The organism is Parageobacillus toebii NBRC 107807, assembly GCF_003688615.2.
Lineage (GTDB): Bacteria > Bacillota > Bacilli > Bacillales > Anoxybacillaceae > Parageobacillus_B > Parageobacillus_B toebii.
Genome location: NZ_CP049703.1, coordinates 2,400,657 through 2,415,465, shown reverse-complemented (window position 1 = coordinate 2,415,465; position 14,809 = coordinate 2,400,657). Strand labels below are relative to the sequence as shown.

The following is a 14,809-nucleotide window of genomic DNA, read 5'->3' as shown; positions in this document are numbered from 1 at the left end:
ACCTATGTTTTTTTCTGTTCAATATGAGCATTAATCTTTATCCATTCCGGTTTGTCTTGTAAAACTTGAATAACATCTTCTAACGTAAACAAGGAATTTATTGGATACAATGTCTCTAATATATTTTTAACCAAGAAAAAATCTTCCGCCGTATCTACCGCCCAACGATGCTTGCTTTCGTCCTTTTCATTTGAAACATTACAAAGTCTAAATTGATCAGGATGATGATATATATAAGCAGTTACATGCTCGCGATGCGTTAATTCTTTGGCTTCTTCATGCGCTCTTTTTAACACTTCATAAGGAAACACTTCTGTATCCAATCCTCTTGGATATGTGCGCGTTAATATATTGGAAACATAGTCATATCGATCCTTATTTTCTAAATAATATCTAACAACTTTATCAATGACATCCGGATCAATAATTGGGCAATCTGATGTTAATCGAACGATCACATCTACATTAAATTCCGTAGCAGCTTCATAATAACGTGATAATACATCCTCTTCCGAACCACGATAGTAGGGAATGGAAAGTTTCTGGCAAAGTTGAACGATTGGGTCGTCAATTTCTTTTGTAGTTGTAGCGATAATGATTTCATTAATCGTTTCCGCTCTTTTAACTCTTTCCATTTGATATTCAAGTAACGTTTTACCAAGTACTTTTTTCAACACTTTTCCTGGAAGCCTTGTGGACCCCGTACGAGCTTGAATAATTGCAGCAACTTTCATTTTTTCACCTTCTTACTTCTTATAATAATCTATCGTTCTCTTCACTGCTTTGATTACATCATGAACGTCTTCTTCGCTCATCGCAGGGAATAAAGGCAAAGTAATCATTTCTTCATACAATTTTTCTGCTTTTGGACAAATCCCTTTTTGATATCCTAATTGTTGATAATAAGGTTGTAAGTAAACAGGGATGTAGTGCACATTGACACCAATATTTTGTTGTTGCAATGCTTCAAAAATTTCCCGTCTTGACGCTGTTAATTGGTCTAAATTTAGTCGAATAATATATAGATGCCAACTGGACTCCCCATCTTCATGTTGAAACGGAATGATCACTTCATCCATATCTTGAAAAGCTTCATTATACATTGCGGCATATTTCCGACGAAGCTCAATAAACTTATCAACCTTCTTCAGCTGACTTGTGCCTAAGGCCGCTTGAATATCCGTCATGCGGTAATTGTAGCCAAGAAATTGCATTTCATAATACCATGGACCATGGTATTCATATAGTTTGTCTTTCTCTCGTACAATTCCATGAGAGCGGAATTGCAGCAATTTTTCATAATATTCTTCATTATTCGTTGTAATAATACCGCCTTCACCTGCTGTAATATGTTTTACTGGGTGAAAGCTGAACATGGTCATATCACTAATCGAACCGACTTTTCTTCCTTTATATGTTGCGCCTAATGCGTGAGCAGCGTCTTCAATGACAACAAGATGATGCTTTTGGGCAATTTCTATAATGCGATCTAATTCAACAGGCTGACCTGTAAAATCAACGGGAATAATTGCTTTCGTTTTATCGGTGATTTTTTCCTCCATTTTATTCGGGTCCATGTTGTATGTTCTTGCATCAATATCCGCAAAAATAGGCGTTCCACCTTGATAAAGCACACAATTGGCACTCGCTACAAAGGTCATTGGTGTTGTAATGACTTCATCTCCTTCACCAATTCCAGCCGCGAAACAAGCACCATGAAGTGCTGCAGTACCATTTGAAAAAGCGACTGCATACTTAGCGCCGACATATTGCGCTACCGCTTGTTCAAATTTGGATACATATGGCCCTGTGGTTAAATAATCACCACGAAGCACGTTTACAACAGCTGCAATGTCCTCTTCATCAATCCATTGTCTGCCATAAGGCAAATAAGTCAATCGAACCTGAGAAAATATATTTTGCAAAATCCATTACACCTCTTAGACTAAATTTCCTTAACTAATTTTCTTAGCTCTTCAATGGAAAGCCATTGCGTATTCGTATCACTCGCATATTTAAATCCTTCAGGCAAACTCTTTCCATATTTCTCATACTCATGTGACCACCATGGGAATTCTGGTTGAATGACATAATATGTGTCAAATTCAACGGTATGTCGTGCATCATCTTCGGTAATCATCACTTCATGCAACTTTTCTCCCGGTCGAACTCCAACAATCTCGATTTCGCATTCCGGGGCAATAGCTTTTGCTAAGTCTACTACTCTCATACTCGGAATTTTTGGGACAAAGATTTCTCCTCCACACATCCGTTGCAAACTATCTAAAACAAACTGAACACCTTGGTCAAGTGTAATCCAAAAACGTGTCATTCTTTTATCTGTAATTGGTAATTTACCTGTATGGCGAATTTTTTTAAAGAACGGAACAACACTTCCACGGCTGCCAACAACATTTCCATAACGAACTACCGAAAATCTTGTTTCTTTGTCACCTACATACGAATTTGCAGCAATAAATAACTTATCGGATGCTAACTTCGTTGCCCCGTATAGATTTACCGGGCTACAAGCTTTATCAGTACTTAGTGCAATTACTCTCTTTACTCCACGATCAATAGCTGCTTCAATAACGTTTTGAGCCCCATGTATATTGGTTTTTATGGCCTCGAAAGGATTGTATTCACAAGCAGGAACTTGTTTCATAGCTGCAGCATGAATAACAATATCTACGCCATCAAACGCATGATACAACCGTTCCTTATCACGTACGTCACCAATGAAAAATCTTATCCTTGGATCTTTAAACTCTTGTGCCATTTCATATTGTTTTAGCTCATCACGACTAAAAACAATAATCTTTTTCACCTCATATTCAAGAGCCTTTTTTACAAACTTTTTTCCAAACGATCCTGTTCCACCTGTTATCAATATTTTTTTATTTCTGAGCATTGATGATCACCTAACTCCTATACTGGGTTGTTATTAATTTATGTTAGTGGAAACAAATGAGTGATTAACTTAGAATTCCCTTCACGCGCTTTTTCACATAGAATCCCCTTAACCTCCATTATCGTTTCTGCAGTGGTTTTCACACTTTGACATATCGAAATGATGATTACAATTTCCACAAAGGGGTTACACCGGTCGATAGGTGGAATAGCATAGGCCTCGCAGTCGAAATGAAGAATCTTGCACTCCAATTTCGTTCCAGGGGGTGCACATAGTAAGATAGTTTCAATTTCACTAAAGGGCACCGTACATGTCTTGCATAGATTTCCTGTCTTGTTGAAAAGTTGTATCGTAATAAATCCCTTTTTCTGCACAACAACTTTATTCAATGTTTGAACTTTTCCATCTGAAAGGGTCACTTGTGTGCTTTTTCTTTCGTCTGATATTTCTTCGCAGATCAAAGAACGGGGGTCAGATATATGAAGAGGGCGACCGTGGCAATCCGATAGAAAACACTTTACGTTTTTCAAATCTAATTCATCCACTGCAGGCTGGAAGTGAAGCACGATTTTAAATTCACCAATACAGAATCCAGAAACAGTCGGATTACTTTGACACAATAACTCGACAGATTGAAGGTCAACAATGGTAGTACAAAAAGATTGTCCTTGAGATAACGATGCTGCTGTTTTTCCATTAATAATTAATACCAATGGATTTCCACAGCCGGATGTATATTCAATGGATAGCGTTCCGGATATACTCTCAATCCCAGCTTTGGTCCAGAGCGTCGATGGAGTAGTTTTACTACAAGGAACTCGGAACTCACAGCATATCATGTCAGTAAATGTTTTTTGCTGATCCATGCAAATTTTTTCTTCAATCTTTATCTCTGACATTAACTTTACCCAGTCATAAACTTTTGTTACCTTAATACAGTGCGTCATTTGGTCGGTAAAAGATTGCTCATTACGCACCCGGCTCACTCCCCTATGGCCATTATATTTTTTATCATATGTGCGGCCTAATTATAAGTTTAATAAAATAGGCGACTAGGGTAGACCCAAATTATATGTTCCTGCATTAAATAATAATAATTGTAACTATTCAGCCCATTGCTACCTAATTTGCTGCTAAGCAACACAAAGAGGGCGTTTTCTTGCGAAAAACATCCTGTCTAGGCAGAAGCAGAAAATAAGCAATCGCGGTTTCCGTTCAGCAGTTGCTGGAAGGCATCCCATGCTCGTTTCTTCTGTTTTTTTGATCGTCGGGATGACGCTGTACACGAGGTAAAAATTCAATAAACCCATTTAAATTGCAAAATACAATTAAATTAATGTAAAAATCAGTGAACTTAGTGGCGATCATCTATTACAATCATTATTCATACTACAGATAGGCTGGGAATAAGATATGGATAACAAATATACAGGAGAACATTGGAATAATTGCAATAGTGAAGAGGACTTCGTGCAGGATTGCGTGGAGTGTGTATGGAGGACAACTTCAACAAACCCTCTAACCGTTTATATCAGCAATTTGGATGGAGATAATGTATTTGCCTCAGGGGTATTTAAATATACTAATGGTTTTGATAATAGTTTCGTAACGGTAACTTTCCTTCACAATGGAACGGCAATAGGCAATCCCATTGAAGTTTGTTTAGACAGCTGTGTTGCCTTCACGATATCCAAGTTTAATGAAATTAGAGTGATCCCTTCTGCTGCATCAGTAGATTTGCCCGCTGAAGGGGAAATCCATCTTACTATCCGCTATACCTTCCGTTTAACAAAATAGACTCCTAAAAGTTTTCATTTCGAGAGTCTCGACAACAGCCCATTCCAATCAATTCAAAGGCTGCTTCATAACAATTTGAATATCTATGTCAAGTATCCTCCATTCATGATTTTAAGATGATGCTATGCTATTTATTCTCCTGTTAGAAAACTTTTCCTCCAACATAAATAGATCCTGCTTCCTTCAACCGCTGAAAGAAGCAGGATTTAGTCTTTACGATCCCCTTATTCACTTTTACATGAAGAGCCTGGTAATCTCGAACATGGCTCTCATCCTCATAAATTAGGACCTTGTCTTCAGAGTTTTAATTCGTGAATGTGTTCTTAAAAGGCTTGTTGTTTGCGATGATCCGCACGCTTGAAGGTATACCAGTTTGATTTATATAGAAATAAGTATCCACTTTTAAGCTCTTCAGTTTCTAACATATGTTCTATCGAATAATACGCGTTCCGAATGTTTACTAATAGTGCAATCAAGCAGCAGCAAGGATACATAAAAAACAAAATAAACAATCAACGCTACGTTTGCTTATTTTTTAATTAGATGCAAAAAATAATGTTACGATCAAAAAGAAATGGAAAAAATAACTTTCCCACTAAATGTGAAAGAAACCAACGCTTACGTCTTCATTTCTGCTTTACACCAATATTTGAAAAAACAACTGCTGTACGGAAGGAGAGTGAAGTGAAATGAAAAAATCAACGTTGATTAGATTATCTCTTTTTATATCATTTAGTTTTTTTACTTTCACACCGTACGCTTGCAGTACCGCGTCAACCGATACATCGGACACGCAACTTTCTGCAGCGCATCCCGATGGGAAACACATCGACGTCATCGCCCATCGCGGCGCATCAGGATACGCCCCAGAGCATACACTAGCCGCATACAAAAAAGCGCTGGAAATGAAAGCCGACTACATTGAACTAGACTTGCATATGACAAAAGACGGAGAGCTAGTCGCCATTCACGATGCCACGCTGGCCAGAACGACCAATGTAGAACAAGTTTATCCGAATCGTGCTCCTTGGAGAGTAAAGGATTTTACATTAGCGGAAATAAAACGGCTTGACGCTGGCTCATGGTTTAATAAAAAGTTCCCGCAATATGCTAGCAAGCAGTATGGCAAGGAAAAAATTCCTACTCTCCAAGAAGTAATCGATTGGCTTACACAAAGCAAGTCGAAAACAGCTCTGTACATTGAAACAAAAGACCCAAACGTTTATTCTGGCATGGAAGAAAAACTAGTCGGCATTTTAAAAAAGAACGGATACTTGCAAAAAGGAAAAGTGATTTTTCAGTCGTTCAGCGAAACAAGTTTACGCAAGCTGAAAGGTCTAGTTCCGCCAAATATTCCGCTCATTCAACTATATAGTGCGAGTACGATCAGAAACAAACCTATTGATCATATACTGCGCCACGTTTCCAGCTATGCCGATGGCATTTCTCCCGAGCAAACTATCGTTACCCGCAAGCTAGTAACAAAAACCCATCAGTATCATCTTGTCATTCATCCGTATACCGTCAATACAACGGAAGAGATGCGACGGCAAATTGCGCTCGGCGTAGACGGGTTATTTACCGATTACCCAGACCGACTCGTGAAAATGAACAAAAAGCAAGATAACGGGCAAGACGCCTTTACGCAAATAGAGCTACATTTTTGCCGCCCGCGCCAATTCCTCAAGCCTCCTTAACGCCTCCTCTTTGTCAAAAGAGCTATACCAACGGTCGTCATATACATCTAAAATGCGGTAATGCTTGCTGATAATATTTTGCTGAAGGCGAAACGGACCCATCCGCTTAATTTCTCTCCACCATACTTTTCCGCCGAGAGTCTTTCCTTTTGGCGCATCAATTTCTTCATGTGCGATCGTTTCAATCACTTCAAGCGGGCTATCGCCAAGCACCGATTCGATAATTTCGCTATCACGAAATAGCGCGCATAGCGCGACGACTTGCGTCCAGTTCGCCTGCGTCCGCCCTTTTTCAATTTGCACGAGCGTTTTTTTCGAAATCCCTAACACTTCCGCCATCTTATCTTGCGTATATCCTTTTTCAACGCGAATTAACTTCATTTTGCTGGAGAGAAGATCGATTACTTCTTGTTTATCCATGGTTATCCCTTCTTTTGTTTACGTAATATAATTACTGTTACTCAAAAAAATTTCCCTTACAAGTGTAATCTTACAATTTTGGGATCTATTCGTAAATATGCTAATTGCCATTTTCTAGTGATGAAAAAAATAATCTCCCCCTCAACATGAGGAAGGAGATTATTTTTTCGGAAACGAAAACACTATTTTTTTCTCCTTTTCATCCCACATTAACGCTGCATCAAACGTTTTCTCTCCTTTTTTAAACCCTTTGATGACGTTCGTTTTCCCATGCTGCAAAAGCTTTTTTACATTGGCTTGCGAAATCGTTTTGCCAAGAATTCTTTTTGAAATCGTAAATGAGCATTTCGTCTTGGCATAATTGGCGCAGCCATAAAACTCGCCTTTGTCAATGACCGTTCCGCCGCATAATTTGCATGTGCCGACTGGTTTTCCTAACGTCGCTTTCGATGTGGTGCGCTGAATTGATGCCGTATCGAATCTGGCAAAGTTCCAGTGCTGCGACGAGGCAAGCGCGTCTTCGACGATTTTTTTCGATAATTTTTTTACTTGCTCCATAAAATGGGCCGCTGACGCCTTCCCTTCGCCGATTTCGCTTAGACGCTGCTCCCATTTCGCCGTCATTTCCGGAGAGGCTAAAATTTTTTCGCCAATCGCTTCGATGAGCACTTTCGCTTTATCGGTCGCATATACTTGATTTTTCTTTACTTCGATATAATTTCGCTCTTTCAGCGTCGTAATGATGGCGGCGCGCGTCGCTTCCGTGCCAAGACCTTCCGTTTTGGCAAGCACTTTTTCTAATTCTTCGTTATCTAAAAATTTCCCTGCCGTTTTCATCAGCGTAATCAGCTGACCTTCCGTATACCGCTTTGGCGGCTGGGTCTTTCCTTCTTTTATACGGACGTCCAGCACATCGCCTTGTTCGCCTTCACGGAGCGAGGGAAGAATCGCTTCCTCGCCCTCTTCCCGCTGGCTGATGACTTTCTGCCATCCTTCCTGAATTTGCTGCTTTCCTTTCGAAATAAACCGGGCGCGCCCATCAACAAGCGTGATAACGGTCGTATAGTCAAACACCGCCGCTTCGTAATGAGCGGCAATGAGACGCCGCACAACCAAATCGTAAATTTTCCGCTCATCCGCCGATAACTTCGCCGGATCGGCCACTTGCTCCGTCGGGATGATGGCATAGTGGTCGGTCACCTTTTTTTCATTGACATAACGTTTATTATGTAAAATGGACGTGTTCGGCAATGGAAAAAACGGTTGATACTCCGGAAACGCCCGCAATTTTTGCAAAATGTCCGGAAATGTTTCCGCTTCGCCTTTGGTCACATAGTTCGAATCAGAACGCGGATACGACACGATTCCTTTTTGATACAATTTCTGCAAAATATCGAGCGTCTTTTTTGGGGAAAATTGGTACATCTTATTGGCCGCTGCCTGCAAGGAGGACAAGTTGAATAACAACGGCGGATGAAACGTTTTTCTTTCCGTTTGAACCTCTTTTACTTCGGCCGGCTTGTTTCGGCAAAACTGCGCGATTTTTTTCGCCAGCAGCTCCTCCTTGATACGCGTTTCCCCTTTTTCGTCCATCCATTTCCCTTCGTATTGCTTGCCGTCAATGTGAAACTTCGCCACCACTTCCCAAAACGGTTCGGGACGAAACTGCGCGATTTCCTTTTCCCGTTTCACGATGAACGCGAGTGTCGGCGTTTGCACTCTTCCTACAGAAAAGACATCATTCATCCCTTTTTGCTTTAGCAAAATGCTGTAAACACGAGAAGCGTTCATCCCGACAAGCCAATCGGCACAGGCGCGCGCGTACGCTTCTTCATATAAATTTCTTGTTTCGGCTTCATCTAACAGCTGGCGGAATCCTTCGTAAATCGCTTTTGGAGTTAACGACGAAAGCCAAAGCCGCTTCATCGGCTTTTTCACACCGCTCATTTGAATAATATTGCGGACGATCAGTTCTCCTTCTCTTCCGGCGTCACCAGCATGGATAATTTCCGTCACTTCCGGTTTGCGAAGCAGTTCTTTCACAATCGCAAACTGTTTTGCTTTCGCTTTTTCTACCTCATATTGAAAACTCTCCGGAATGATCGGCAGCGCCTCGAGCTTCCATTGTTTCCATTCCGGACGATACCGTTCGGGCGGAACGAGCTGGAGAAGATGCCCGATCGCCCATGTCATATACGCTCCTTTCGGAAACAATTCATTTGGAAAAATTTCAATATATCCTTGATGTTTTTTCGTCTGAAAAATCGACGCCAATGTGACGCCTTGATCTGGTTTTTCGGCGATAATCACTTTCATGATGAATTACTCCTTGTTGTTCGTTGTGGATTACGGCACTTCATGTCCCATCGAGCTTTGCAAAATGTCAAACCACTGCTCGCGGCGAAGCGGCAGCATAAGCGCGCGCACCGCACGAATAATGCGCTCTTTTTTGCCGGAACCGACAATCGGCATCATCCGTGCTGGATGGACAAGCAGCCACGCATATAGCACTTCATCGATTGTTTCCGCACTAAGCTCGTTTCTAATTCGTTCAAGCGTCGCACGCAGGCGCACCGCTTTATCGTCTGTCGCGGTAAATAGTTTCCCGCCCGCTAGCGGGGACCACACCATCGGCGGAACCCGCTTTTCCAAGCATAAATCGACCGTACCGTCTTCGATATTTTCCAAACAGTAAGCTGACACCTCGATTTGGTTGGTCACGAGCGGAAAATCTAAGTATGACTGCAACATGTTGAATTGCGAACGTTTAAAGTTGGACACGCCAAAATGGCGTACTTTCCCTTCTTTTTTCAGCTCGGTGAACGCCTCTGCCACCTCTTCCGGATTCATAAATGGGTCCGGACGATGAATAAGCAGCACGTCAATGTAGTCGGTGTGGAAATTTTTTAGCGATTGATGGACGGACGCGATAATGTGCTCCTTACTTGTATCATAATGCTTCAAGCCGTATTTCGATGCAAGCTTAATCCCGCATTTTGTAACAATTTCGATTTGTCCGCGCAAGCTTGGCTTTAGCGCCAATGCTTCGCCAAACAATGCCTCGCACGTATAATTCCCGTAAATATCAGCATGGTCAAACGTCGTAATTCCTTGTTCGAGGCAAAATTCAATAAGATCAAGTATCTGTTCTTTGGAATAATTCCACTCCGCTAGTCTCCATGATCCGTGAATAATGCGGGAGAAGGTTAAATCTTCTGCTAAACGTATTCTCTCCACAAAGTCCCCTCCTCTTCTTTATCGTACACATATACATTCCACATCGTTTCCGCCACTCCTTTCCTTGTATCGAGTAATCTTTTCGTTTTTGCGCATACTACGTAACAACGGAAAAAACAGGAAAGGAAGAGGCCGATGATGAAAAAACGATCGTATGTATGGTTGATTGTCATACTGCTGCTTATTCCGCTTCGAACGGATGCGGAAGAAACAAAAATCAATGCAAAATACCAATGGAATCTAGCCGACATTTACGTGTCGGAAGCCAATTTCAAACACGACTATCAAGCAGTCGCCGATGCGTTGCCGAAACTGTCCTCCTATGAAGGCAAGCTTGCACGCGCTTCCAACGTCGCCAAACTATTTGCCCTTAATGAAAGGATAGCACGAAAGCTCGAAAAATTGTCCCTTTATGCTCACTTAAAACAAGATCTTAACATTGAAGACAAGACGGCCGCTCATCTAAAAGCGCAAGTGGAAACACTGATTTCCGACTATGCGGCAAAAACGGCGTTTATCGAGCCGGAACTGCTGTCGCTTTCCGAACGGACGCTTGCCAAGCTGCAAAAAAGCAAGCCGCTTAAGCCATACCGCTATTATTTTGAAGAATTGCGCGAACGGAAAAAGCATACTCTTTCCAAAAGAGAGGAACAGCTGCTCGCCAAGCTTTCTCCCATCATGAGTGATCCGGAAAACATTTATAACAATGCCGCGCGCGGCGATTATGACCCGCCTTCTGTGCGCACACCGGACGGAAAAACGGTTTCGTTGACGGATGAAAACTATACAAAAGCGCTTGAACATCCGGATCGCAACTATCGCAAGCGGGCGTTTCAAACGCGTTTTCAAAGCTATGAAACGATCGAAAACACATCCGCCGCCACGTTATACGCATCTGTGAAAGCGGACGAACTGTACGCGAAAGCGCGAAAATACAAATCTGGGCTCGATGCGGCACTATCGGCCGATGATGTGCCAAAACAAGTGTTTACCAATCTCATTTCTACCGTCAATACTCACTTGCCGTCACTGCATCGCTATGTCGAACTGCGCAAAAAGGCGCTCGGCGTCGACCGTGTCCACACTTACGATATGTCTGTGCCGCTCGTTGAAGAGACCATCGCGAAAAAAATGAAGTTTCCGTTCGAAACGGCGCAATCGCTCATCCTTGAAGGGCTGAAACCGCTCGGAGACGACTACATCCAAAACGTGCGGCGCGCTTTCGAACAGCGCTGGATTGACGTCTATCCGCGCCCAAAAAAATATACGGGCGGCTATAATACGGGGGCGTACGACACCCATCCGTTTATTTTGCTCAACTACGACGGGTCGCTCGATGGCTTGCTGACGACCGCCCACGAAATCGGGCACGCGATGAATTCCGTCTATACAAACAAAACGCAGCCATACCATTATTCGAGACAATCGATTTTTACCGCGGAAGTCGCTTCCACCGCCAATGAATGGCTGATGATGGATTATTTCTTAAAGCAAGCAAAAACGGACGAAGAAAAGCTGTATTTGCTCAACCAGCAAATCGATCAAATTCGCGGCACATTATATACGCAAGTAATGTATTCCGAATTCGAACAAGCGATTCATGACAAAGTGCGGCAAGGCGGGAGCTTAACCGCAGCCGAACTGAACGAGCTTTGGCTTCGCCTGTTGAAAAAATATTACGGCCCTGCCTACGCCGCCGATCCGGAAGCTGCGCGCGGCTGGCTGCGCATTCCGCATTTTTATGATGCGTTTTACGTATACAAATACGCAACCTCGCTCGCCGCTTCCTTTGAGCTTGTCAAGCAAATGAAAGCGGATGAAACCGGAGAGGCGACTAAACGCTATTTGCAGTTTTTGCGCTCTGGAACATCCGATGACCCGATCCGCCTTTTACAAAAAGCGGGAGTGGATATGACATCACCGAAGCCGCTCGAGAACCTGCTTTCTTATTTCGATTCGCTCGTCCGCGAAATGGAACAGCTGTTGAAAAAACAAGGAAGACTGTAACCGGAAATAAGTCTGGCTCCAAAAGGTTACTTTCCAAGCCTTTTCGAGCCAGCGCTTTTTGATCCAATCGACAAACAACATTTATTTTACTTTAATGCGGAAAACATAGCTGCCGTCTCCTTGTTTCCAGCTCGCCATAAGATGATAAACATACATCCCGCTTTCACTTGGCGCAGTAATTTTTTTGCCGATCATCTTTACATTTATTTCTTTTCCTTCGTTCATCCTTCGCTTTACTGATAAAGAAACAGGTTCTTTTTCAAAATGTATTGCTATTTTGGAATGAGGAGCGACCTCAACCGGTTCGTGTACGTCTCCTACTTTCGCTGGAGGCGCATATGCCCAATCGACACACTTTGATGTAATAAATGTTTTCCAGCAGTAAGAACCTTGTGCAACAGGAATTTTTTGTCCCGACGCCGATATGTCTGGCACCGGAGGTTTGGAGCTGGCAGTCGCAAAAAAGTATATCCCTAAACTGCATAAACTTGCGATCATCAATATGGCGAAAAATTTTTTCATGGCTACCTTCCCTTTTAGACCTTTTACTTATTAGACGGCGTTCGCTAAAAGATTGTTGCAACATATCATAAGCGAAGCGCATGAAACTTTCCCTTGATCCGTCTCTACGATGCTGTGGCTGTTTCTTTCAACCATTACCATTGAACTACCCCCACTTACCGGCTAAAGCCGGTTGAAGTGGGGGATTCTTGTTTCCTTTGGCCATAGCTGCTCAAAGGTCCCAAGAACCCCCTCCGTTCAACGAGAGGAGTAGCCATACAAGATGTCCGAAGTGTCCTTTCGGGACGACCAGCTATATGTCTGCTGATGCAGCTCACATAGAAGGTACACCATCTTTCATTCGTATGGCATCCAAAGAACGCATTGCAATGCACCCAGCTCCTAAAATCGCCATCTGCTCCGGTGACGAGAGTAAGAGACTGGTACAATGCGTTCTTTTATTTTAAAGAGATAATGAAATCTCATTGTTGATTACGCTAAAGCTTTTATTAATTGATGTTTTTCTTCTTCTAACAACGATGGGTGAAATACATCTATTCCTCGATGTGGTTGGTTCACATTAAAAAGATGGTATAGTGTATGTGTACGAACCAAAAACTTCTTACCCAAAATAGACCAATGCTTCCAATGATGAGAAGCATCTTTCGGGACATACTTTTTAAGTACCTTTGGAGTTTTTTCTTTATATCCTAATCCTCGACGGCCAATCGTAAATGCAGCTGCCTGGTGGATAGAAATACCAAATTTGCGCATATACTTCAGTTTCCCAGAGACAGAAGTAAAAGCCGGATTCACTTCTATAACAGCAACTCCCACTTTATCGGCACGGCTTTGGATCGCTTGTATCATTTTTCGATACGCGAACATACTCTTCATTCGATTTGCTTTCTTGTTGCCGTATTTATTTCCCACTTTGGATAAAGTAGTATCCAATTTTTCCAAAACAATAGTTTTTTTCTTTCGAACTGCGATATCCACTAAAGCAATGGCTTCTGCTTCCAACCTTTTTGTGATTTGACCGGAAGTTTTCCCTTCGATCGAAAACGAAAGTTTCCCACTTTCCAAAAAGTTGCCGTCTTTTGAAACATTTGTCCAAGCAATATGATTGTAGTTGCAATCTACTCCGATCACTCCGTCAGAGGTGGAGAAATGAATAGATGGATTCGATTCTATATCCACCAAACATTTGATGATATAGTATTCCCCGTGATCTTCGATAGACCAAGAAATGGGTTTTCCATACTCTTTTTTGTTTTTACATTGGATTTGTTCTGTCACGGCTTTATTTACGATCTCTTGGCCGTATGGAAACACCACTCCAGGAAAAGTGACTACCTTTCCTGTTACAGAGGTCATATGAAGTTCATTGGTTTCTGGATTGTAATGGAATACAAAATTCCCAAAACCGGCATCTTTCCGGCCGGAGATGATCATTTCTTTATTTCGGGCAGCTAAAAAGAGCTTTCTCCAAGCTTCGTGATCCTTGATAAACTCTTCTTTCGTAAATTGCTGTTTAAACAACTTCTTTCCTCCGAACACGGCACTTGGGATGTGTTCTTTTAATTTCATTTTCTTTTGTTCTAATCGATACAAACGATGTTTTAAACAACCGATTTTTGCTTTCGTCCGTTTCAATTCCACATCTAAATAACAATGTTCAAACAAATAGGAATTTATCCAAATCAAAGATTTATTTTTTAACTCAAGAGAAATGATTCCGCTCTTGTGCAAAACAAAGTTTGTATTTTTTGGAAAGCGCAAGTTTCCTTTGATACAACATTCTTTGATTTTGCGTAATGTTGTCAGTTTGGTTTGTTCTGTTTTCAGTTTTTTCTTCACATCTTTTATTTTTTCTTCTGTCTGTTGAACGTGTATTTTATTTAGTTCCGTTAGAGAGGAGAAAAGAGCATTGGCTTCTCGAACTGCACTGTTGGCGAAATAATCATTCAGTCCGTACTTTTTCTTCACAACGATATGCAGACTTTCTTGATGTAATTTTCGTCCCCATCGTTTTTCTCGGACCAGCGTTTGAAAAGCGAAACGCTTTGCGCGATGGAATAACTCTAATGCGTAAGATGTTTCCGTCACAGAAAGAATATCCATTTTCGATTTATACAATCTTCTTGAAAAATACGCTTTTTTCATCTTTTCTCCACCTACAACAGAACATTAGTTCGGTATATTTATTTATATTTTATGACAGAAGAAGAACGTTTTT

General features: G+C 41.7%; 12 protein-coding genes. 3 read left to right on the top strand and 9 right to left on the bottom strand.

Annotation, left to right across the window (positions count from 1 at the left end):
- Window positions 1–2: 2 nt before the first annotated feature.
- Genes DER53_RS12260 through DER53_RS12245 form a run of 4 tightly spaced genes read right to left on the bottom strand, consistent with a single transcriptional unit; the run spans window position 3 to window position 3,888 of the window.
- Window positions 3–734 carry a cytidylyltransferase domain-containing protein gene (locus DER53_RS12260; RefSeq protein ID WP_062754197.1) on the bottom strand — a complete coding sequence of 244 codons (732 nt, stop codon included), beginning with the start codon at window positions 732–734 and terminating at the stop codon, window positions 3–5.
- Window positions 735–746: 12 nt separating this feature from the next.
- A complete protein-coding gene (gene pseC, locus DER53_RS12255; protein ID WP_221215233.1) occupies window positions 747–1,925 on the bottom strand; it encodes a UDP-4-amino-4,6-dideoxy-N-acetyl-beta-L-altrosamine transaminase in 1,179 nt (392 codons plus the stop codon).
- A 20-nt stretch (window positions 1,926–1,945) separates the two neighbouring features.
- Window positions 1,946–2,911: a UDP-N-acetylglucosamine 4,6-dehydratase (inverting) gene (gene pseB, locus DER53_RS12250; RefSeq protein ID WP_062754202.1), complete on the bottom strand. Its 966-nt coding sequence runs from the start codon at window positions 2,909–2,911 to the stop codon at window positions 1,946–1,948.
- Window positions 2,912–2,949: 38 nt separating this feature from the next.
- A complete protein-coding gene (locus tag DER53_RS12245) occupies window positions 2,950–3,888 on the bottom strand; it encodes a BMQ_0737 family morphogenetic spore coat protein (protein WP_062754204.1) in 939 nt (312 codons plus the stop codon).
- Window positions 3,889–4,324: 436 nt separating this feature from the next.
- Between DER53_RS12245 and DER53_RS12240 the strand changes: the two genes are divergently transcribed.
- A complete protein-coding gene (locus DER53_RS12240; RefSeq protein WP_062754206.1) occupies window positions 4,325–4,708 on the top strand; it encodes an S-Ena type endospore appendage in 384 nt (127 codons plus the stop codon).
- 689 nt (window positions 4,709–5,397) lie between these two features.
- On the top strand, window positions 5,398–6,405 hold the full coding sequence (locus tag DER53_RS12235) for a glycerophosphodiester phosphodiesterase (RefSeq protein WP_073967946.1): 1,008 nt from the start codon (window positions 5,398–5,400) through the stop codon (window positions 6,403–6,405).
- On the opposite strand, the gene DER53_RS12230 is transcribed toward DER53_RS12235, so the two are convergent.
- The 3 genes from DER53_RS12230 to DER53_RS12220 all read right to left on the bottom strand — a co-directional run bounded on the left by DER53_RS12230 (window position 6,364) and on the right by DER53_RS12220 (window position 10,062).
- Window positions 6,364–6,825, bottom strand: coding sequence for a helix-turn-helix transcriptional regulator (locus DER53_RS12230; RefSeq protein ID WP_062754209.1), 462 nt, complete (start codon window positions 6,823–6,825; stop codon window positions 6,364–6,366). The genes DER53_RS12235 and DER53_RS12230 overlap by 42 nt on opposite strands.
- A 159-nt stretch (window positions 6,826–6,984) precedes the next feature.
- Entirely contained in the window at window positions 6,985–9,141 is a 2,157-nt protein-coding gene (locus DER53_RS12225; protein WP_062754210.1) for a DNA topoisomerase III, read from the bottom strand.
- A gap of 30 nt (window positions 9,142–9,171) precedes the next feature.
- The gene (locus DER53_RS12220; protein WP_062754212.1) at window positions 9,172–10,062 is read right to left on the bottom strand and encodes an aldo/keto reductase; all 891 of its coding nucleotides are present in this window, start codon (window positions 10,060–10,062) and stop codon (window positions 9,172–9,174) included.
- Window positions 10,063–10,197: 135 nt separating this feature from the next.
- Here DER53_RS12220 and pepF point away from each other — a divergent pair, with 135 nt between their 5' ends.
- Window positions 10,198–12,069, top strand: coding sequence for an oligoendopeptidase F (gene pepF, locus DER53_RS12215; protein ID WP_082805416.1), 1,872 nt, complete (start codon window positions 10,198–10,200; stop codon window positions 12,067–12,069).
- Window positions 12,070–12,150: 81 nt separating this feature from the next.
- Here pepF and DER53_RS12210 read toward each other — a convergent pair whose 3' ends face one another.
- Window positions 12,151–12,591: a hypothetical protein gene (locus tag DER53_RS12210; protein ID WP_062754214.1), complete on the bottom strand. Its 441-nt coding sequence runs from the start codon at window positions 12,589–12,591 to the stop codon at window positions 12,151–12,153.
- Between the two features lie 471 nt (window positions 12,592–13,062).
- Window positions 13,063–14,736, bottom strand: coding sequence for an IS200/IS605 family accessory protein TnpB-related protein (locus DER53_RS12205; RefSeq protein WP_062754216.1), 1,674 nt, complete (start codon window positions 14,734–14,736; stop codon window positions 13,063–13,065).
- Between the last annotated feature and the right edge of the window lie 73 nt (window positions 14,737–14,809).